The sequence below is a fragment of the Enterobacter sp. JUb54 genome (genome assembly GCF_014298075.1).
GTDB classification, from domain to species: Bacteria; Pseudomonadota; Gammaproteobacteria; order Enterobacterales; family Enterobacteriaceae; genus Klebsiella; species Klebsiella lignicola.
This window is the reverse complement of the sequence record NZ_CP060418.1, coordinates 4,148,883-4,167,292: the sequence shown is the minus strand read 5'-3', so window position 1 is coordinate 4,167,292 and position 18,410 is coordinate 4,148,883. Positions and strand designations below refer to the sequence as shown.

20 protein-coding genes are annotated in these 18,410 nt (G+C 54.9%); 14 read left to right on the top strand and 6 right to left on the bottom strand.

The genetic code is table 11. The annotated features are described in order from the left end of the window. The first annotated feature begins 97 nt into the window (after positions 1 to 97). The 7 genes from rfaQ to coaD all read left to right on the top strand — a co-directional run bounded on the left by rfaQ (position 98) and on the right by coaD (position 7,030). On the top strand, positions 98 to 1,174 hold the full coding sequence (rfaQ, locus tag HF679_RS19205) for a putative lipopolysaccharide heptosyltransferase III (RefSeq protein ID WP_123757112.1): 1,077 nt from the start codon (positions 98 to 100) through the stop codon (positions 1,172 to 1,174). Continuing rightward, entirely contained in the window at positions 1,171 to 2,298 is a 1,128-nt protein-coding gene (locus HF679_RS19200; RefSeq protein ID WP_123757111.1) for a glycosyltransferase family 4 protein, read from the top strand. The genes rfaQ and HF679_RS19200 overlap by 4 nt, the downstream gene beginning before the upstream one ends. Positions 2,299 to 2,300: 2 nt before the next feature. After that, positions 2,301 to 3,395 carry a glycosyltransferase gene (locus HF679_RS19195; RefSeq protein ID WP_123757110.1) on the top strand — a complete coding sequence of 365 codons (1,095 nt, stop codon included), beginning with the start codon at positions 2,301 to 2,303 and terminating at the stop codon, positions 3,393 to 3,395. A 30-nt stretch (positions 3,396 to 3,425) separates the two neighbouring features. Then, positions 3,426 to 4,415, top strand: coding sequence for a glycosyltransferase (locus tag HF679_RS19190; protein WP_123757109.1), 990 nt, complete (start codon positions 3,426 to 3,428; stop codon positions 4,413 to 4,415). Positions 4,416 to 4,506: 91 nt separating this feature from the next. Beyond that, on the top strand, positions 4,507 to 5,781 hold the full coding sequence (gene waaA, locus HF679_RS19185; RefSeq protein ID WP_123757108.1) for a lipid IV(A) 3-deoxy-D-manno-octulosonic acid transferase: 1,275 nt from the start codon (positions 4,507 to 4,509) through the stop codon (positions 5,779 to 5,781). Continuing rightward, on the top strand, positions 5,781 to 6,551 hold the full coding sequence (locus HF679_RS19180; RefSeq protein ID WP_123757107.1) for a glycosyltransferase family 2 protein: 771 nt from the start codon (positions 5,781 to 5,783) through the stop codon (positions 6,549 to 6,551). The genes waaA and HF679_RS19180 overlap by 1 nt, the downstream gene beginning before the upstream one ends. Before the next feature lie 2 nt (positions 6,552 to 6,553). Further along, positions 6,554 to 7,030 carry a pantetheine-phosphate adenylyltransferase gene (coaD, locus tag HF679_RS19175; RefSeq protein ID WP_100682896.1) on the top strand — a complete coding sequence of 159 codons (477 nt, stop codon included), beginning with the start codon at positions 6,554 to 6,556 and terminating at the stop codon, positions 7,028 to 7,030. 99 nt (positions 7,031 to 7,129) lie between these two features. Here the strand turns inward: coaD and mutM are convergent, their stop codons facing one another. The 4 genes from mutM to radC form a co-directional block, all read right to left on the bottom strand. Next, positions 7,130 to 7,939 carry a bifunctional DNA-formamidopyrimidine glycosylase/DNA-(apurinic or apyrimidinic site) lyase gene (gene mutM, locus HF679_RS19170; RefSeq protein WP_123757106.1) on the bottom strand — a complete coding sequence of 270 codons (810 nt, stop codon included), beginning with the start codon at positions 7,937 to 7,939 and terminating at the stop codon, positions 7,130 to 7,132. 148 nt (positions 7,940 to 8,087) lie between these two features. Then, positions 8,088 to 8,255, bottom strand: a complete 168-nt coding sequence (gene rpmG, locus HF679_RS19165; RefSeq protein WP_003024094.1) for a 50S ribosomal protein L33 — start codon at positions 8,253 to 8,255, stop codon at positions 8,088 to 8,090. A 20-nt stretch (positions 8,256 to 8,275) separates the two neighbouring features. Further along, positions 8,276 to 8,512 (bottom strand): 50S ribosomal protein L28, encoded by a 237-nt coding sequence (gene rpmB / locus HF679_RS19160; protein ID WP_002436699.1) that lies wholly within the window; start codon positions 8,510 to 8,512, stop codon positions 8,276 to 8,278. Between the two features lie 329 nt (positions 8,513 to 8,841). After that, entirely contained in the window at positions 8,842 to 9,507 is a 666-nt protein-coding gene (gene radC, locus HF679_RS19155) for a RadC family protein (RefSeq protein WP_123757105.1), read from the bottom strand. Positions 9,508 to 9,681: 174 nt separating this feature from the next. Here radC and coaBC point away from each other — a divergent pair, with 174 nt between their 5' ends. The 4 genes from coaBC to HF679_RS19135 all read left to right on the top strand — a co-directional run bounded on the left by coaBC (position 9,682) and on the right by HF679_RS19135 (position 13,226). Continuing rightward, a complete protein-coding gene (gene coaBC / locus HF679_RS19150) occupies positions 9,682 to 10,893 on the top strand; it encodes a bifunctional phosphopantothenoylcysteine decarboxylase/phosphopantothenate--cysteine ligase CoaBC (protein WP_123757379.1) in 1,212 nt (403 codons plus the stop codon). Beyond that, a complete protein-coding gene (dut, locus tag HF679_RS19145; protein WP_004868951.1) occupies positions 10,871 to 11,329 on the top strand; it encodes a dUTP diphosphatase in 459 nt (152 codons plus the stop codon). Before coaBC ends, dut begins: the two co-directional genes overlap by 23 nt. 125 nt (positions 11,330 to 11,454) lie before the next feature. Further along, positions 11,455 to 12,051 (top strand): nucleoid occlusion factor SlmA, encoded by a 597-nt coding sequence (gene slmA, locus HF679_RS19140; protein WP_123757104.1) that lies wholly within the window; start codon positions 11,455 to 11,457, stop codon positions 12,049 to 12,051. 158 nt (positions 12,052 to 12,209) lie between these two features. After that, complete coding sequence (locus tag HF679_RS19135) at positions 12,210 to 13,226, top strand: SMP-30/gluconolactonase/LRE family protein (protein ID WP_123757103.1); 1,017 nt, start codon at positions 12,210 to 12,212, stop codon at positions 13,224 to 13,226. 37 nt (positions 13,227 to 13,263) lie between these two features. Here HF679_RS19135 and pyrE read toward each other — a convergent pair whose 3' ends face one another. Both pyrE and rph read right to left on the bottom strand, forming a co-directional pair. Continuing rightward, positions 13,264 to 13,905 (bottom strand): orotate phosphoribosyltransferase, encoded by a 642-nt coding sequence (pyrE, locus tag HF679_RS19130; protein WP_123757102.1) that lies wholly within the window; start codon positions 13,903 to 13,905, stop codon positions 13,264 to 13,266. A gap of 59 nt (positions 13,906 to 13,964) precedes the next feature. After that, positions 13,965 to 14,681 (bottom strand): ribonuclease PH, encoded by a 717-nt coding sequence (gene rph / locus HF679_RS19125; protein ID WP_004868954.1) that lies wholly within the window; start codon positions 14,679 to 14,681, stop codon positions 13,965 to 13,967. Between the two features lie 240 nt (positions 14,682 to 14,921). On the opposite strand from rph, the gene HF679_RS19120 reads away from it, so the two are divergent. The 3 genes from HF679_RS19120 to HF679_RS19110 all read left to right on the top strand — a co-directional run bounded on the left by HF679_RS19120 (position 14,922) and on the right by HF679_RS19110 (position 18,329). Then, complete coding sequence (locus HF679_RS19120) at positions 14,922 to 15,785, top strand: YicC/YloC family endoribonuclease (protein WP_174509579.1); 864 nt, start codon at positions 14,922 to 14,924, stop codon at positions 15,783 to 15,785. Between the two features lie 188 nt (positions 15,786 to 15,973). After that, complete coding sequence (locus tag HF679_RS19115) at positions 15,974 to 17,197, top strand: tyrosine-type recombinase/integrase (RefSeq protein ID WP_187042305.1); 1,224 nt, start codon at positions 15,974 to 15,976, stop codon at positions 17,195 to 17,197. A gap of 124 nt (positions 17,198 to 17,321) precedes the next feature. Beyond that, positions 17,322 to 18,329 carry a hypothetical protein gene (locus HF679_RS19110; protein ID WP_187042304.1) on the top strand — a complete coding sequence of 336 codons (1,008 nt, stop codon included), beginning with the start codon at positions 17,322 to 17,324 and terminating at the stop codon, positions 18,327 to 18,329. Positions 18,330 to 18,410 lie beyond the last annotated feature (81 nt).

Below are 18,410 nucleotides of genomic sequence, written 5' to 3'. Positions count from 1 at the left end.
ACCATACGTATCGGGTCATGGTAGAGCAATACAACGCTTCTCTCAATCTGTCTGATCCCCTAGAATCGGAAACCTGATACTGAATGAAGAACAGAGAATGACGCCTGAAACCCGCTCTCCCGGCACCGTGACCCCGGCGCGAATCCTGGTCATCAAGCTGCGCCACCATGGCGATATGCTATTGATCACGCCGCTCATTCACGCCCTCAAACAGCAATATCCCGCGGCCAGCGTCGATGTTCTGCTTTATGAAGAAACCCGGGATATGCTCGCGGCCAATCCTGACATCCGCCAGATTTTTGCCATTGACCGGCGCTGGAAAAAACAGGGGAAAGGGCATCAGCTCAGGATGGAATTCAGACTGATCCGCACCTTGCGCCAGCAGCACTACGATATGGTGCTTAATCTTGCGGACCAGTGGCCCAGCGCCATCATCACCAGACTGACCGGCGCGGCGACGCGTATCGGCTTTGACTTCCCGAAACGCCGCCATCCGGCCTGGCGTTTCTGCCACACCGCGCTGGCCTCAACCCAGGCACATCAGCGCCTGCACACGGTGCAGCAGAACCTGTCTATTCTGGCCCCGCTCGGTTTCGCTCTCGATGATGCCCCGGCGCGGATGGGCTACAGCGAACAGGACTGGGCCACCAGCCGTTCACTGCTGCCCGAGGGGTTTGAAAATCACTACATCGTGATTCAACCGACCTCCCGCTGGTTCTTTAAATGCTGGCGGGAAGATCGCATGAGCGCCGTGATTAACGCGCTGTCTGACGCCGGCTACGCTATCGTCCTGACCTCCGGACCGGATGCCAAAGAGAAGCAGATGGTGGACACCATTATTGCCGGCAGCCCGCAGGCTCGCCTGCACTCGCTTGCCGGTCAGCTGTCCCTGCGTCAGCTGGCGGCGGTCATCGACCATGCCCGCCTGTTTATCGGCGTGGATTCAGTGCCCATGCATATGGCAGCCGCCCTCGGCACGCCGCTGGTGGCACTGTTCGGCCCGTCAAAGCTAACGTTCTGGCGTCCGTGGCAGGCACAAGGCGAAGTCATCTGGGCCGGCGATTTCGGTCCCCTGCCTGATCCTGATGACATTGATACCGGCACCACTGAACGGTATCTCGATTTAATCCCCACCGACGCGGTGATCGCGGCGGCGAAAAAGGTACTGGCATGAGTACATTCAGGCTGGCCCTGGTGCGACAGAAATATCGCCCGGACGGCGGCGCGGAGCGTTTCGTCTCCCGTGCGCTGGAAGCCCTTGATAGCAGCAATATTGAACTGAACGTCATCACCCGTGAATGGCAAGGGCCGGTCAAACCCGACTGGCAGATCCACATCTGCAATCCGCGCAAATGGGGCCGCATCAGCCGCGAGCGCGGTTTCGCCAATGCCGCGCGCCAGCTATGGCAGCGCGAACAGTTCGATCTGGTGCAGAGCCATGAGCGTATCCCTGGCTGCGATCTCTATCGCGCCGGTGACGGCGTCCACCAGCGCTGGCTGCACCAGCGCTCGCGTATTCTGCCCGGCTGGAAAAGCCGCCTGCTGTTTGCTGACCGCTATCATCGCTATGTCATGCAGGCCGAGCGGGAGATGTATCAGGACCCGCATCTGCGGGGAGTGATCTGCAATGCCGCGATGATCAAGCAAGAGATCATCGATGATTTCGCGATCCCGGCAGAGAAGATCCACGTTATCTACAACGCCATTGACCACCGGCGGTTCCTGCCGCCCACCGCCGAGGCCTTCGCGGCCCTGCGCGCGCAGTGGGATCTCCCGCTGCAGGCGACCTGTCTGGTGTACGTCGGTTCCGGTTTCGAGCGTAAAGGACTGGAGGCGGCGATTCGCGCCATTGCGCCCACCGACCGCTATCTGCTGGTGGTGGGCAAAGACAAAGATCAGAACCGCTACCAGTCGCTGGCGAAAACGCTGCACTGTGAAAACCGGGTACGCTTCTTCGGGATGCAGTCGGAAACCCTGCCGTTTTACCAGATGGCCGACGGCCTGCTGCTGCCGACGCTGTATGACCCGTTCCCTAACGTCATTCTGGAAGCCATGGCCTGCGGTCTGCCGGTGATCACCACCACCGGCTGCGGTGGTCAGGAGTTTATCGTTCAGGGTCACAACGGGTATGTCTGCGACGCGCTGGATATTCCGGCGCTACAGCAGGCGGTGGTCGCGCTTCCCGCCCGCGCGCTGGGCTCCAGCGAAGGCGAGCGCGCCCGGGAACGCATTATGGACTGCACCAGCGAACGCTTGTCGGCGCAGCTGCTCTCCCTCTATCAGGATCTGGTGAAATAGCGATGCGCATACTGTTTGTCATTGACGGCCTGCCCGGCGGCGGTGCCGAAAAAGTGGTGCTGACCCTGGCAGAGCACTTTCTGAGCCAGGGTGAACGGGTGTCGCTGTTTTCTCTGCGCGACGTCTGCGAGTATCCGCTGCCGGAAAGGCTGGATTACCAGGTCATTGGCGACCGTTGCCGCGCCCCGTGGCGCAAACTCACCGAACTGTCGCGCCGCGCCCGCCAACTGGATGCGGCTGTCGCGCAAGCCGAGCAGCAGGGCGAGTTCGATCTGGTGCTCTCCAGCCTGCATAAAACCGACCGCATCGTCGCCCGCAGCCGCCAGCTCGCCCACCGTAACCTCTGGTTCTGCCTGCATGGCGTCTTCTCCACCTCATACCTCGGTCACCGCACCGGTTTCGACCGTTGGATGAAGCAGCAGAAGATTAAGCGCGTCTACCAGGGACGCAACATCGTGAGCGTCTCCAGTGCGGTAGGCCAGGATCTGGTCGAACAGTTCGCGGTGCGCCCGGCGCAGTTAAAAACGATTTATAACCCGTTCGACATCGCCGCGCTGCGTGCCGCCGCCGATGCCCCCAGCGATCGGCCCGATGGCGACTATATTATTCACGTCGGCCGTTTTCATCCCGGTAAGCGTCATGACCGCCTGATTGAGGCCTACGCGCAAAGCGGTATTACTGCGCCACTGGTGCTGCTGGGCCAGGGCAAACCGGAGCAGGAACAGCGCCTGCGCCAGCTGGCGCAACAGCACCAGGTGGCCGACAGGGTGCTGTTTAAAGGCTTTCAGCAAAACCCGCTGCCGTGGATCAAACAGGCGCGGATGCTGGTGCTCAGCTCCGACAGCGAAGGTTTTGGCAACGTGGTGGTTGAAGCGCTACTGCTGGATACGCCCGTCGCCAGCACCCGCTGTCCTGGCGGGGTCACGGAAATCCTCACTGGCGAATTAGCCCGCGGTCTGGCCGATCTGAACAGCCCGGCGCTGGCCCGGACGATGCAAAGCATTTACCATAGCCCGCCGGCCATCGAACCTTCGACGCTGGAGAAATTCAGCGTCGATACGATTTGTCAGCAGTACCGTCAATTGCGTCGCGACTGACGCCGCTATTTAACCAGGATCGAATGATTTATGAGTCAAACGCCTTTACTGAGTATCGTGGCCGCCGTCTACAACGGTGAAAAATTCCTTGCGCAATTCTTCGAGTGCCTTGAGCAACAGCAGCTGGAAAGCTATGAACTGATCCTGGTGAACGACGGCTCAACGGACGGGAGCCTCGCGGTCATCGAGGCGTGGAAAGCGCGCCTGCAAAACGTGAGGGTCCTGGAACAGGAAAACCAGGGCGTCTCGGTCGCCCGCAACACCGGTCTGGCGGTAGCGACCGGTAAGTACCTGGCGTTTCCGGATATCGACGATAAGCTCTATTCCGGCATGTACCGCACGCTGCTGGAGATGGCAGAAAAGGGCAACCTGGATATCGCCACCTGCAACGGCCGTTATGTTTACGAGACCCGCCAGGATATTCATCCGATTCTGCCGCCGGACCGCCTGCCCTCGACCGGGGTTGTGCCCGGTCACGTCTGGCTCAAACAGGCGCTGGACTCGCGCAAGTTCCTGCACGTCACCTGGCTGAATATCTATCGCCGGGACTTTATCATGCAGCACCACTTCCACTTTGAGCCAGGACTGCGCCATCAGGACATTCCCTGGACCACGGAAGCGCTGCTGGCGGCAGAGCGCGTGCAGTACACCAGCGAACAATTCTACGATTACTATATTCACTCGGAATCGGTATCGCATAAGCCGGACAACGACGACACCCTGATGCGTTCGGCACGCCACTACATGAAGATTCTGGAGATGCTGGACGCCATCAACGAGCGCTATCCGGACAAGGTGCGCCACATTTCCGCCTGCCGCTGGCAAATCGCCAAAGAGGGGCTGGGAATTATTCATACCTTCGATAGCATGAAAGATGAGTCAAAAAAGCATATCATCATTAAAGAGTTCTTTGACCGCGGCATCTGGCGTCTGATCTGGAAAAATGCGCGGACCTTCCGTTTACGCTGGCGCCTTGGCCGGCGCTACCTGCGGATTAAACGTTATCGCGACGCGGCCTGATTCACAATCCCGCTGTTGCCGCCAAAGAGATAGCTTTACGCGGGCTAAATGCTTAGAATTTGCCCGCTAAAACATAAAACGGATAAATCGCTTGGAATTGCTTTATACCACCCTACTCTACCTTATTCAGCCGCTGGTATGGCTGCGATTGCTGCTGCGCAGCCGTAAGGCGCCGGCCTATCGAAAGCGCTGGGCTGAACGTTATGGCTATTGTCAGAACAAGGTAGCACCGGATGGGATTTTGCTGCATTCCGTTTCCGTCGGTGAGACGCTTGCAGCCATCCCGTTAGTGCGTGCGCTGCGCCACCGCTACCCTTCCCTGCCGATCACCGTCACCACCATGACGCCGACCGGCTCCGAGCGCGCCATGTCGGCCTTCGGCAAAGATGTTCACCACGTCTACCTGCCGTATGATTTACCCTGCGCGATGAACCGTTTTCTCAATACCGTTCAGCCGAAGCTGGTTATCGTGATGGAAACCGAGCTGTGGCCCAATATGGTCGCCGCGCTGCATAAACGTAAAATCCCGCTGGTCATCGCCAACGCCCGCCTGTCGGAGCGTTCAGCAAAAGGCTATGCCAAACTCGGCAAGTTTATGCGTCGCCTGCTCAGCCGCATCACCCTGATTGCCGCGCAAAACGAAGAAGACGCCAACCGCTTCCTGGCCCTCGGCCTGAAGCGCAACCAGCTGGCGGTAACCGGTAGCCTCAAATTCGATATCTCCGTGACGCCAGAGCTGGCGGCACGTGCCGTGACCCTGCGTCGCCAGTGGGCGCCGCACCGCAAAGTGTGGATCGCCACCAGCACCCACGATGGCGAAGAGCAAATCATCCTGCAGGCGCACAAAAAGCTGCTGGAGACCTTCCCTGATTTACTGCTGATTCTGGTTCCTCGCCACCCTGAACGCTTCGGCGATGCGCGAGACATGGTGCAGAAAGCGGGCATGCGCTTCACGCTGCGCAGCACCGGCGAAATCCCATCGAACGATACCCAGGTGGTGATCGGCGATACCATGGGCGAACTGATGCTGCTGTACGGCATTGCCGACCTCGCTTTTGTTGGCGGCAGCCTGGTTGAACGGGGCGGTCATAACCCGCTGGAACCGGCGGCGCACGCTATCCCGGTGCTGATGGGCCCGCACACCTTCAACTTTAAAGACATCTGCGCCAAGCTGCAGCAGGACGACGGCCTGATTACGGTGACCGACGTGAGTTCACTGGTCACCCAGGTATCTAACCTGCTGACCGACGAAGACTACCGTCTGTGGTACGGCCGCCATGCGGTGGAAGTGCTGCATCAAAACCAGGGAGCGCTTTCGCGTCTGCTGCATTTGCTGCAACCCTATCTTCCGCAGCGGAGCCACTGATGGCTCCCCGACTGTCCGTCGTGCTGATCGCCAAAAACGCGGCGGAGCTGCTGGCGGATTGCCTCGCCTCAGTGAGCTGGGCCGATGAAATCGTGCTGCTGGATTCCGGCAGCAGCGATAACACCGTCGAACTGGCCCGCAGCCTCGGCGCCACGGTCTACATCAACACCGACTGGCAGGGCTACGGTATTCAACGCCAGCGCGCTCAGGATTATGCGACCGGCGAGTATGTGCTGATGCTTGATACCGATGAGCGCGTCACGCCGGAGCTGGAGCAATCCATCCGCCGGGTTCTGGAAGCGCCTGACAACAGTGCGGTGTACAGCATTGCCCGTCGCAACTATTTCCTGGGTCGCTTTATGCGCCATAGCGGTTGGTACCCCGACCGCGTGATGCGTTTGTACGAACGCCGCCGTTTCCGCTATAACAATAATCTGGTACACGAATCCCTTGATGCCAAAGGCGCGCAGGTTATCGAACTGTCGGGCGATTTACTGCATCTGACCTGCCGCGACTTCTCCGGCTTCCAGCAAAAACAGCTGGCCTATGCCACCGCCTGGGCGCAGGAGCGCCACCAGAAGGGGAAGAAGACCTCGCTGGCGGGTATCTTTGGCCATACGCTGGGCGCGTTTGTCAAAACGCTGCTGCTGCGCGGCGGCGTGCTGGATGGTAAACAAGGCTGGCTACTCGCCGTGGTCAACGCGCAGTATACGTTTAATAAATACACCGAGCTGTGGGCGCTGAGCCGCGGCTACTCAGAGAAAGTGTAATTATGAGCACAAAAGCGATCTATCCTGGGACCTTCGACCCCATCACCAACGGCCATATCGATATCGTCACCCGGGCGGCCAGCATGTTTGACAAGGTGCTGTTGGCGATTGCCGCCAGCCCGAGCAAGAAGCCGATGTTCACCCTCGATGAACGCATCGCGCTGGCAGAACAGGCGACGGCGCATCTGGTCAACGTTGAGGTGATTGGCTTTAGCGATCTGATGGCTAATTTTGCTCGCGCCCAGCAGGCAAATATTTTGATTCGCGGCTTACGCGCGGTGGCGGATTTCGAATATGAGATGCAGCTGGCGCACATGAACCGCCATCTGATGCCGACACTCGAAAGCGTCTTTCTGATGCCGTGCAAAGAGTGGTCGTTTATCTCTTCATCGCTGGTGAAGGAAGTGGCGCGCCATCAGGGCGATGTGTCCCACTTTCTTCCTGCCAACGTGCACCAGGCGCTGCTGAAGAAGCTCTAGTCCTGCGCCATCGGGGTTATTCCCGGAGGCGGTGCGCTGCACCTGTCCAGTCTACCGGAGCAGGCGCAGCGCGAGCCGGGATCACACAACCACCACACGTTACTTCTGGCACTGGCGGCAATAAAAGGTCGCCCGCTGCGCATGTTTGCTGGCGATAATCGGGGTACCGCAGATGCGGCAAGGCTCGCCTTTGCGGCCATAGACCTGCAGTTCCTGGGCAAAATACCCCGGCTTACCGTCGCTTTGCAGGAAATCCTTCAACGTCGTTCCACCCTGCTCAATCGAACGCAACAACACCGCTTTAATCACCTTGACCAGCCGCTCACACTCTTCACGCGACAGCGACGAGGCCAGCCGATCGGGATGGATCCCCGCGGAAAACAGTGATTCGCTGGCGTAGATATTGCCGACGCCGACCACCAGCTTGTTGTCCATCAGCCACGGCTTAATGGGCGCTTTCTTCTTCGCGCACTTCAGCTGGAGATACTCTGCAGTGAAGGCATCGCTCAGCGGCTCCGGCCCCAGATGCGCCAGCGCCGGATGGCCCTCCAGCGCTTTGGTCCACAGCCAGGCGCCAAAGCGACGCGGGTCGGTGTAACGCAGCACATAGCCGTTGCTCATCACCAGATCCACATGGTCATGCTTTTCGGCGGGCAGGTCGTCCTTGAGGATGCGCAGGCTCCCGGACATCCCCAGATGGATGATGATCCAACCGTCGGGCAGTTCCAGCAGCAGATATTTGGCGCGTCGGCGTACGCTCAGCACCGGTACGTCGCTCAGGCGATAGATTTCGTCACTGACCGGCCAGCGCAGGCGTCCGTTGCGAATCACGGCGTGCTGGATGGTCGCGCCCACCAGATACGGTTCAATACCGCGACGGCTGGTTTCTACCTCAGGTAATTCAGGCATTTAATTTCCTCCGTTAACCTAACGTATTGTGATTCAGCAGCAGGCGTCTGGGAAGCAAATTCCCGGCAGGGGTTGTCCGCAAGTTTCCGTGGGACAAAAAGCAGAAAACCCCGCCGAGGCGGGGTTTCCTTTACATCGAAAACTAAAATTATTTGATTTTAGCTTCTTTGTATAAAACGTGCTGACGGACAACTGGATCGAACTTTTTCAGTTCCAGTTTTTCCGGCTTAGTACGTTTGTTCTTCGTGGTGGTATAGAAGTGACCAGTACCAGCAGAAGAAACCAGCTTGATTTTCTCACGAATACCTTTAGCCATGATTTATTTCCTCTTAGTACTTAGTACTTTTCGCCACGGGCACGCAGTTCGGACAGAACTGTATCGATGCCTTTCTTATCAATAACACGCATACCTTTAGCAGATACACGCAGGGTGACAAAACGCTTTTCGCTCTCAACCCAGAAACGGTGAGAGTGCAGGTTCGGCAGGAAACGGCGTTTGGTCGCGTTCAGTGCGTGGGAACGGTTGTTACCGGTCACCGGACGCTTGCCAGTAACTTGGCAGACTCGGGACATGTCTATTCTCCAAAAATCAAATTAGCTCGAGCTTCGTATGGGGTATTGGCGCCTCGTCAGGCTTTACAGCCCGGTCATCGCAGTTCTACACGTCATCTTTCAAGCTACTTCAGCGTTGGCTCACCCAGGTCATGTACAGAGTACGTTCCCAGGGATTCACTCTCTTGCCGACTTGATGCAACCTGAATGATTGGGTGTCTAAGTGAACCATCGATTGCCAGGCCCAAATGCCAAACCCGAGATTCTCAAAGGTGGCGTAGTATACGCTGACTCGGCGATGTGCTCAAGTCCCGAACAGACAAAGATCCCGCGGGATCGCGTGATCGGGGCTAAATCCAGCCGCGCTCGGCAAAAGATACGTACGCACCGCGGCCGATTACAAGATGATCGAGCACTCGTATCTCCATGAAACCACAACACTTTACCACCCTTTCGGTAATCAGTCTGTCAGCCTTACTCGGCTCAGGACTACCGGACGGATGATTATGTGCAAGGATCACCGCAGCGGCGTTCACTTTGATGGCTTCGCGTACAATTTCTCGCGGATGCACCTCTACGTGGCTAAGAGTACCAGAAAAAAGCCGGCTATGTTTCAATACCCGGTTCTGATTATCTAAAAAGATCACGATAAAGATCTCCCGCTCTTCATGGGCCAGATGGCTTTGTAGAAACTCCAGCGTCATCATCGGCGTTTCCAGGGAGGGTTCCGCAATCAACCGCAGGCTAAAATAACGCCGGGCCAGTTCGGCAATCCCCTTCAGCTGAGCATATTTTGCCAGGCCAATCCCTTCGACCTCATTAAACCGGGCTTTATCCGCCGACAGCAGGCCATGAAGAGACCCGAAGTGCTTCAGCAGGTCTTCCGCATAGACCATGACATCTTTCTGCCGCGTCCCGGTGCGTAAAAACAGCGCCAGCAGTTCAATATCCGATAACGCTTCAATGCCATAAAGCGACATTTTTTCCCTCGGCATGAGGGCCTCGTCTGCATCCATAGGGCCTCTCCTTTCCAGTGCCGCCTATCCTGGCACAGCCCGCTGGCGCTGCCGACCACCACGTCGCCCGCTTGCGTAGCGTCTCGCAAAGTGAATGCCTGGTAGCCGCACGACGGCGACAGGATTGTGGTAAGATGCGCGGATTCTGGTGTACTGCAACAGGAAAGAATCATGATGAGTCTGGCTGGTAAAAAGATCGTTCTGGGCGTGAGCGGCGGCATTGCTGCTTATAAGACGCCAGAGCTGGTGCGCCGCCTGCGTGACCGTGGCGCGGACGTCCGCGTCGCCATGACCGAAGCCGCGAAAGCCTTCATTACCCCGCTGAGCCTACAGGCGGTATCCGGGTATCCGGTATCCGATAGCCTGCTCGACCCGGCTGCGGAAGCGGCGATGGGCCATATCGAGCTGGGTAAATGGGCGGACCTGGTTATCCTCGCACCGGCCACCGCCGATCTGATTGCCCGTGTCGCCGCCGGTATGGCCAATGACCTGGTCTCCACCATCTGCCTCGCAACCCCTTCTCCGGTTGCCGTCGTACCGGCGATGAACCAGCAAATGTACCGTGCCGCAGCCACCCAGCATAACCTGACCGTCCTTGCCTCACGCGGCCTGCTGCTCTGGGGCCCGGATAGCGGCAGCCAGGCCTGTGGCGATATCGGCCCGGGCCGTATGCTGGACCCGATGACCATCGTCGATATGGCAGCTGCGCATTTTTCGCCTGTCAAAGATTTGCAACATCTCAATATCATGATTACCGCTGGCCCTACCCGTGAGCCGCTGGATCCGGTGCGCTATATCACCAACCACAGCTCCGGTAAAATGGGGTTCGCCATTGCCGCCGCCGCCGCCAACCGCGGGGCGAACGTGACCCTGGTGAGCGGGCCGGTCTCTTTACCCACGCCGCCGCTGGTACAGCGCATCGATGTGACCACCGCGCTGGAGATGGAATCAGCAGTCCAGCAAGGCGCTCAGCAACAGCAGATTTTTATTGGCTGCGCCGCCGTAGCCGACTATCGTGCCGTGGCGATTGCTGAAGAAAAAATTAAAAAGCAAGGTGATGAACTCACCATCAGGATGGTCAAAAATCCGGATATCGTTGCCGGGGTAGCCGGACTGACGACTAACCGACCGTTTGTCGTTGGGTTTGCTGCCGAAACGAATAATGTGGAAGAATACGCGAGGCAAAAACGCGCTCGCAAAAATCTCGACCTGATTTGTGCTAACGATGTTTCGCAGCCTAATCAAGGATTTAACAGCGACAGCAATGCATTACACCTTTTCTGGCAGGATGGAGATAAGCGCTTACCACTTGAGCGCAAGGAACTCCTGGGCCAATTATTACTCGACGAGATCGTGACCCGCTATGATGAAAAAAATCGACGTTAAGATTCTGGACCCGCGTGTTGGCCAGCAATTTCCGCTGCCAACCTATGCCACCTCCGGTTCTGCCGGACTTGACCTGCGAGCCTGTCTCGATGACGCCGTAGAGCTGGCACCGGGCGCCACCACGCTGCTGCCGACCGGTCTGGCAATCCATATCGCCGACCCTTCTCTGGCGGCGGTGATTCTGCCGCGTTCCGGGCTGGGCCATAAGCATGGCGTGGTACTGGGCAATCTGGTCGGGCTTATCGACTCTGACTACCAGGGACAGCTGATGGTTTCCGTGTGGAACCGTGGTCAGCAGAGCTTTACTATTGAGCCCGGCGAGCGCATCGCTCAGATGGTCTTTGTACCCGTCGTCCAGGCGGAATTTAACCTGGTGGAAGATTTTGACGCCACCGAACGTGGCGAAGGCGGCTTTGGCCACTCAGGGCGCGCATAAGCCCGACCACAGTACATCCGCATCCCAAAGTGCATTAATGCAATAACATCACCGCAAACGACCGTTTGCGGTCACTTTGTGGATGCCTGCCTGACTAGTGCTTATTTTCAGGGGTATTTTAAAACATGGCAGAAAAACAAACTGCGAAAAGGAATCGTCGCGAAGAAATACTTCAGTCTCTGGCCCTGATGCTTGAATCCAGCGATGGAAGCCAGCGGATTACCACAGCGAAACTGGCGGCATCCGTTGGGGTCTCCGAAGCGGCGTTGTACCGTCATTTCCCGAGTAAAACCCGCATGTTTGATAGTCTGATCGAGTTTATCGAAGACAGTCTGATTACGCGCATCAATTTGATTTTAAAAGATGAAAAGGACACATCGGCACGACTTCGCCTGATTGTGCTGCTGATTCTTGGGTTTGGTGAGCGTAATCCTGGGCTGACGCGGATTTTGACCGGCCATGCGCTGATGTTCGAACAGGACCGTCTGCAAGGGCGGATTAACCAGCTATTCGAACGCATCGAGGTTCAGCTGCGCCAGGTGATGCGCGAAAAGAAAATGCGTGAAGGTGAAGGCTATGCCGTCGATGAAGCCCTGCTGGCCAGCCAGCTGCTGGCGTTCTGCGAGGGCATGCTGTCACGTTTTGTACGCAGCGAGTTTAAGTATCGTCCGACGGATGACTTTGACGCCCGCTGGCCGCTGGTCGCCGCCCAATTGCAGTAGTCCGCATCACGCTCTATGCAGCCCAAAAGGCTGCATCTCATTTTTGATTTATCTGTTATAAAGCCCAGGACAATTCGTTGAATTGCCAGATGTTTTCGGCTCGACCTCTCTCATAACATCCTTTGATTGCATCTTTTCAATGGACAAGGAGAAGGCTGATGGCGACATCACGGCGTGAATTGCTCAAACTGGGCGGTCTGGCGACCGCATCACTATTGCTCAGTCAAAAAAGTTTCGCGGCCTGGGCACCATCTGCACGTTATCCCGACCCACGCATTATGGCGACGGATGACAGCTTCCGCCGCTATATGCTTGCCAGCGCAAAAGTCGAACAGATCGCCACGGGCTTTCGCTGGGCGGAAGGACCGGTATGGTTTGGCGATACGCGTATGCTGCTCTGGAGCGATATTCCCAATAACGCCATCATGCGCTGGGATGAAGCCACCGGTGAAACCAGCGTCTTTCGTCAACCGGCAAACTACGCGAACGGCCACGCCCGCGACCGGCAGGGACGGCTGATTAGCTGCGAGCACGACACCCGCCGCATTACCCGCACCGAATACGACGGTACGATTACCGTCCTGGCCGACAGCTTTGACGGCAAACCGCTAAATTCGCCAAACGATATCGTCGTGAAGTCGGACGGCAGCATCTGGTTTACCGATCCGCCGTTCGGTATCAGCGGGTTCTATGAAGGACACAAAGCCACGCCGCAGTTGCCTCAGAACGTCTATCGGCTGGATCCAGAAAGCCGCAAGCTGAGCGTCATGCTGGGCGACGTAAAAGGGCCAAACGGACTCTGTTTCTCCGCCGATGAGAAAACGCTGTACGTCGTGGAGAGCCGTGCGACGCCAAACCGTCTTATCCTGGCGTGGGATGTTGTCGATAACACGTTGAAAAACAAAAGAGTACACATTGACTGCGGTAACGGCACCGCTGACGGTATCGCCTGCGACATGGACGGGAATCTGTGGTGTGGTTGGGGAACCGGCAGCGAGGAGCTGGACGGGGTGCGCGTCTTCAATCCTCAGGGGAAAAACATCGGCATCATTCAATTGCCGGAACGCTGCGCGAACCTCTGTTTTGGCGGTGAGCAGCGCAATCGCCTGTTTATGGCCTCCAGCACCTCAATCTATTCGCTGTACGTCAATGCCCAGGGGGCAAAGCTGGTCTGAAACCGACCCGGCAGGTCGTTGCCTGCCGGGCTGAGGCTTATACCCCGTAGGCTTCGCGATAAGCCCGCACCGCTGCCAGATGCTCAGCCATCTCTGGCTTCTCTTCCAGGTAGGAAATCAACTCTTTCAGGGTGACGATGGAGATCACTTTACAGCCGTAATCGCGCTCAACTTCCTGAATCGCAGAGATGTCGCCACGCCCGCGTTCCTGACGATCCAGAGAAATCAGGACGCCCGCCAGTTCAGCGCCGTGCGCCTGGATAATTTCCATCGACTCACGAATCGCGGTGCCGGCGGTGATGACGTCGTCGACCAGCATAACTCGTCCCTGCAGAGTGCTGCCGACCAGGTTGCCGCCTTCACCATGGGTCTTCGCTTCTTTGCGGTTAAAGCAGTATGGCAAATCCAGATCGTGGTGTTCCGCCAGCGCTACCGCGGTAGTGGTCGCGATAGGGATACCTTTATAGGCCGGGCCAAACAGCAGATCGAAATCGATGCCGGAATCGACCAGCGCCTCGGCATAGAAACGGCCTAACAGTGCCAGATCGCGCCCGGTGTTAAACAGGCCGGCGTTGAAGAAATAGGGGCTCTTACGCCCGGATTTCAGCGTAAACTCGCCAAACTTAAGGACCTGTTTGCTAAGCGCAAACTCAATAAACTGGCGCTGATATAACTTCATAGAATAGCCCCTTACTATTTTCAGACAAAAAAAAGGCGACTTCTCAGTCGCCTTAAAAACTAGTTTTCTAACGCCGCTTTCTGCGTCGCCACAATGGATTCGATTCCCCCTCGGGCCAACGCCAACAGGGTGAGTAGCTCTTCGTGGGTAAACGGCTCGCCTTCTGCCGTGCCCTGCACCTCAATGATGCGACCGTCTTCGGTCATCACCACGTTCATATCAGTTTCCGCTGCCGAATCTTCGACATACTCCAGATCGCACAGCGCTTCGCCGTTGACGATACCGACGGAAACCGCCGCCACCATCCCTTTCATCGGGTTGCTTTTCAGCTTGCCGGCAGCAACCAGCTTATTCAGCGCATCGGCCAGCGCCACGCAGGCACCGGTAATGGATGCGGTACGGGTGCCGCCGTCCGCCTGCAGAACATCGCAGTCGAGGGTAATGGTGAATTCGCCGAGTGCTTTCAGGTCTACTGCTGCGCGCAGTGCACGTGCAATCAGACGCTGGATTTCCATCGTGCGGCCGCCCTGCTTACCTTTCGCCGCTTCACGCGCGTTACGGGTATGGGTTGCGCGCGGCAGCATGCCGTATTCTGCGGTGATCCATCCTTGTCCCTGACCTTTCAGGAAACGTGGCACACCTTCGTCGATCGACGCGGTGCACAACACTTTGGTGTCACCAAATTCGACCAGCACGGAGCCTTCTGCGTGTATTGTATAGTTACGGGTCAGGGTGACGGGACGCACCTGATTAGCGCTACGACCTGCTGGACGCATAATGTTATCTCCGGCTTGAAACGAATGTGGCGCGCATTATACACAAATTCATGCAGTATGCATCGAGGCGAGAAGCACCTGACAACATAGATAAAATGTGTTTCCGGCATTGCGGTGCCGCCAGGCACGAGGCTGTCAGAAGGATAACGTGTATATAGCGATAATGCTCGCTTATTCCTATCCTGACAGGCCCCTGAAAGCTATAATCCACCTCACTCTCCTTTAAAAACAGGAACGTCTATGATCCGCAGTATGACCGCCTATGCCCGGCGAGAAATCAAGGGTGACTGGGGCAGCGCCGCGTGGGAACTGCGCTCGGTAAACCAACGATACCTGGAAACCTATTTCCGCCTGCCGGAGCAGTTCCGTAGCCTGGAGCCCGTTGTACGTGAGCGCATTCGTTCGCGCCTGACCCGTGGCAAAGTAGAATGTACCTTACGCTTTGAACAGGATCCCAGCGCTCAGGGCGAGCTGATTCTGAACGAAAACCTCGCTAAACAGCTGGTCAATGCCGCCAACTGGGTCAAAATGCAGAGCGACGAAGGCGAAATTAACCCGGTGGATATTCTGCGCTGGCCTGGGGTGATGGCAGCCCGTGAGCAGGACCTCGACGCGATTACCGCTGAAATTTTGTCCGCCCTGGACGGTGCGCTGGATGATTTTATCGTCGCCCGCGAGAGCGAAGGCCAGGCGCTGAAAACCCTGATCGAGCAGCGTCTCGACGGCGTGACCGCCGAGGTGACAAAAGTCCGCGCCCATATGCCGGAAATCTTGCAGTGGCAGCGTGACCGCCTGGTCTCGAAACTGGAAGATGCAGAAGTACAGCTGGAAAATAACCGCCTCGAACAAGAGCTGGTTCTGATGGCACAGCGTATCGATGTGGCCGAAGAACTGGACCGTCTGGAAGCGCACGTTAAAGAAACCTGGAACATCCTGAAGAAGAAAGAGGCCGTTGGCCGTCGTCTCGACTTTATGATGCAGGAGTTTAACCGCGAGTCGAATACCCTGGCGTCAAAATCCATCAATGCGGAAGTGACCAAATCCGCCATCGAACTGAAAGTGCTGATCGAGCAAATGCGCGAGCAGATTCAGAACATAGAGTAAGGTTTTATTGACCTCTATCAAAAATCAACAACCCGCCAAGCCCGCACTCTAGCGGGCTTTTTTGTTATCATGAGCTATCATAAAGAATCACGGAAGCGCAAGTTAATGGTGTACCCAAGGGTGTACCTTTTGCAGATAAAAAATTCCACTTTGGGTACACCTCAATTTCAAGTTCGGATATATGACCAATGCCAAAGCTTACAGACATGCAGATCCGCGCATGGATAAAGTCGGGAGAGCGATTTGAAGGCCGTTCGGACGGTAATGGCCTTTATTTGAGGTTCAGAGAAGTAGATAAAACTCCAACATGGCGGTTCCGCTTCAAGCTTGCTGGGAGATCTCGTGCCATGCTCATTGGCTCTTATGCCGACCTGTCCCTTTCCAAAGCCAGAGAGGTAGCAAAAGAGTTATCTGCTCGTATCGCGTTGGGTTATGACGTAGCAGCAGAGAAGCAGATACGTAAAGCTGAAGCGCTGGCGAAGATTGAGGCGGAGAAAAATGCCCTACGCGTTTCTGATCTTGCAGCCGAATACTTCCAACGACAAATCCTTCCACGTTGGAAACACCCTGATATTCTTCGTAGACGCATCGACAAGGATATAAACCCATGCATCGGTCATATGAAAGTGGAAGAGGTCAAGCCTCGTCATATCGACAATATGCTGAAAGGTATTGTTGATCGCGGAGCCCCCACCATCGCAACAGATGTACTTCGTTGGACACGCCGTATTTTCGACTATGGCATTAAACGTATGCACCTCGAGGTAAATCCCTGTTCTGCATTTGAAGTTTCCGATGCTGGTGGAAAGGAAATTGCCCGTGATCGCTGGTTAAGCCGCGCTGAACTTATACGGTTCTTCCAAGCTATGCGTGTGGCAAAAGGTTTTAGCCGTCAGAACGAAATTACCTTTAAGCTGTTACTTACTCTCTGTGTCCGCAAAATGGAGCTTTGCGCCGCCCGCTGGGAGGAGTTTGATTTAGATAGCGCTATCTGGCACTTGCCTGAAGAGCGTAGCAAAAACGGCGATGCTATAGATATACCACTACCCCAGCCAGCAGTTGAATGGTTACGCGAACTTCATACCTTCTCATGTAACAGTGTTTGGGTCTTACCTGCGCGAAAAATGCAACACAGAATGATCCCCCACATCCAAGAAAGCACCCTCCCCGTTGCGCTGGCAAAGGTACGTGCTGAAATGTCAGACATTCCCAACTTTACAATTCATGATTTTCGACGTACAGCGCGAACTCATTTAGCCGCACTAGGTATCGATCCACTCGTGGCTGAAAGATGCCTAAACCACCGCATAAGAGGCGTAGAAGGTATTTATAACCGTCACCAGTATTTTCAAGAGCGTAAAGCAGCATTGTCTCTTTGGGCAAATTTACTATTGGAGTTAGACACCTATTGAAGAATGCAACAGACATTAATTAAAAGACTGACTACATGAAAATAGTTTTGGACTTAGGGGAAGGCATAGAGAGGCATACCGCTTAGTTCTGACACTCCTTCAAGAATGAGTTAAAGGTAACGTAATGAATGAAGCAATGAAAAAAAATATATGGGCTGATAAAAATATCCCAGCAATAGAATATTGCAAACTTGAACGTTCTGCAGAATTACTTGGATGTCATATTAATGATTTACTACATTGGGCAGAGATCAACGCAATTCAATTGTGCTTAAAAATAGACTGGATGCCGGCGGTCATTGAAACATATAATACTAATGACTCATATCTTACTTGGCTTAATAAACAGTTAAACAGAAAAGGCCTCTTGCAACCTAGCATTAGCTTCTCAAAATCATCAAATTTTACACCGAGTGTGATTATGGCGGACCCCAATACATCTGATCTAATATACACTTTAGACAATGCAACCCTTGCATATGATATACAGCGAAATGATGAGGGTTTAATTTATGGTCATGCCGAAGGTTTATGGTGTTTCTTTGTGAGAAATATGAATGATAATATTTATGAGAAGTTAGCAAACCACCATTCCGTAACTTTTGAATTCCTTGACTTAGCCATTCATGCTTCAGATAGGGAAGAAGAACCTGATTTTCATCTTTCGGCATCTGATATCAAAGAGCTTGATTTTTTTGGAGGGGAAAATGAGGATTTATTCATTGAAGAAAACTTGCCAGATATAATCACATTGACAAAGAATGATTTATACATATCTAGGAAACAGATAGAATATATTTACACTAATAAAGGTAGAGTTATGGATAGTATTGTAACTGGAGATAAAACTCGTCCAATTAAAGACTTAAACAAAATTGAAGAATCAATCAAAAACAAAAGAAAGGCTCCTAAAAAAGAAGCTTTAATACAACAGCTAATGATTCTGAACGGTGTGAACCCTGATACGCCATTAAAGACCCTTTTGGCTTTGCTTGGCATAACCCAAGAAAAGCAACGGGCATATAGTGAGACACAATTACACAGAGCTGTTAGTAAACTACTAAGTGATGCCCCCCTTGATGCTGATCCTAAGACACTTGCGAGATGGTTAAAAGAAGAAGGAGCCCGTTAGTGTTAGGATTGGGATCCTATCCTGATATCCGGATTTTAACCTTTAAAATCCCGACTGATTTAAATTTCTTTGATTTAATTA

Coding starts and splice junctions, on each gene's coding strand:
- rfaQ (WP_123757112.1), top strand. CDS start 98: ATGACGCCTGAAACCCGCTCTCCCGGCACCGTGACCCCGGCGCGAATC.
- HF679_RS19200 (WP_123757111.1), top strand. CDS start 1,171: ATGAGTACATTCAGGCTGGCCCTGGTGCGACAGAAATATCGCCCGGAC.
- HF679_RS19195 (WP_123757110.1), top strand. CDS start 2,301: ATGCGCATACTGTTTGTCATTGACGGCCTGCCCGGCGGCGGTGCCGAA.
- HF679_RS19190 (WP_123757109.1), top strand. CDS start 3,426: ATGAGTCAAACGCCTTTACTGAGTATCGTGGCCGCCGTCTACAACGGT.
- HF679_RS19180 (WP_123757107.1), top strand. CDS start 5,781: ATGGCTCCCCGACTGTCCGTCGTGCTGATCGCCAAAAACGCGGCGGAG.
- coaD (WP_100682896.1), top strand. CDS start 6,554: ATGAGCACAAAAGCGATCTATCCTGGGACCTTCGACCCCATCACCAAC.
- mutM (WP_123757106.1), bottom strand. CDS start 7,939: ATGCCTGAATTACCTGAGGTAGAAACCAGCCGTCGCGGTATTGAACCG.
- rpmG (WP_003024094.1), bottom strand. CDS start 8,255: ATGGCTAAAGGTATTCGTGAGAAAATCAAGCTGGTTTCTTCTGCTGGT.
- rpmB (WP_002436699.1), bottom strand. CDS start 8,512: ATGTCCCGAGTCTGCCAAGTTACTGGCAAGCGTCCGGTGACCGGTAAC.
- radC (WP_123757105.1), bottom strand. CDS start 9,507: ATGGATGCAGACGAGGCCCTCATGCCGAGGGAAAAAATGTCGCTTTAT.
- coaBC (WP_123757379.1), top strand. CDS start 9,682: ATGAGTCTGGCTGGTAAAAAGATCGTTCTGGGCGTGAGCGGCGGCATT.
- dut (WP_004868951.1), top strand. CDS start 10,871: ATGATGAAAAAAATCGACGTTAAGATTCTGGACCCGCGTGTTGGCCAG.
- slmA (WP_123757104.1), top strand. CDS start 11,455: ATGGCAGAAAAACAAACTGCGAAAAGGAATCGTCGCGAAGAAATACTT.
- HF679_RS19135 (WP_123757103.1), top strand. CDS start 12,210: ATGGCGACATCACGGCGTGAATTGCTCAAACTGGGCGGTCTGGCGACC.
- pyrE (WP_123757102.1), bottom strand. CDS start 13,905: ATGAAGTTATATCAGCGCCAGTTTATTGAGTTTGCGCTTAGCAAACAG.
- rph (WP_004868954.1), bottom strand. CDS start 14,681: ATGCGTCCAGCAGGTCGTAGCGCTAATCAGGTGCGTCCCGTCACCCTG.
- HF679_RS19120 (WP_174509579.1), top strand. CDS start 14,922: ATGATCCGCAGTATGACCGCCTATGCCCGGCGAGAAATCAAGGGTGAC.
- HF679_RS19115 (WP_187042305.1), top strand. CDS start 15,974: ATGCCAAAGCTTACAGACATGCAGATCCGCGCATGGATAAAGTCGGGA.
- HF679_RS19110 (WP_187042304.1), top strand. CDS start 17,322: ATGAATGAAGCAATGAAAAAAAATATATGGGCTGATAAAAATATCCCA.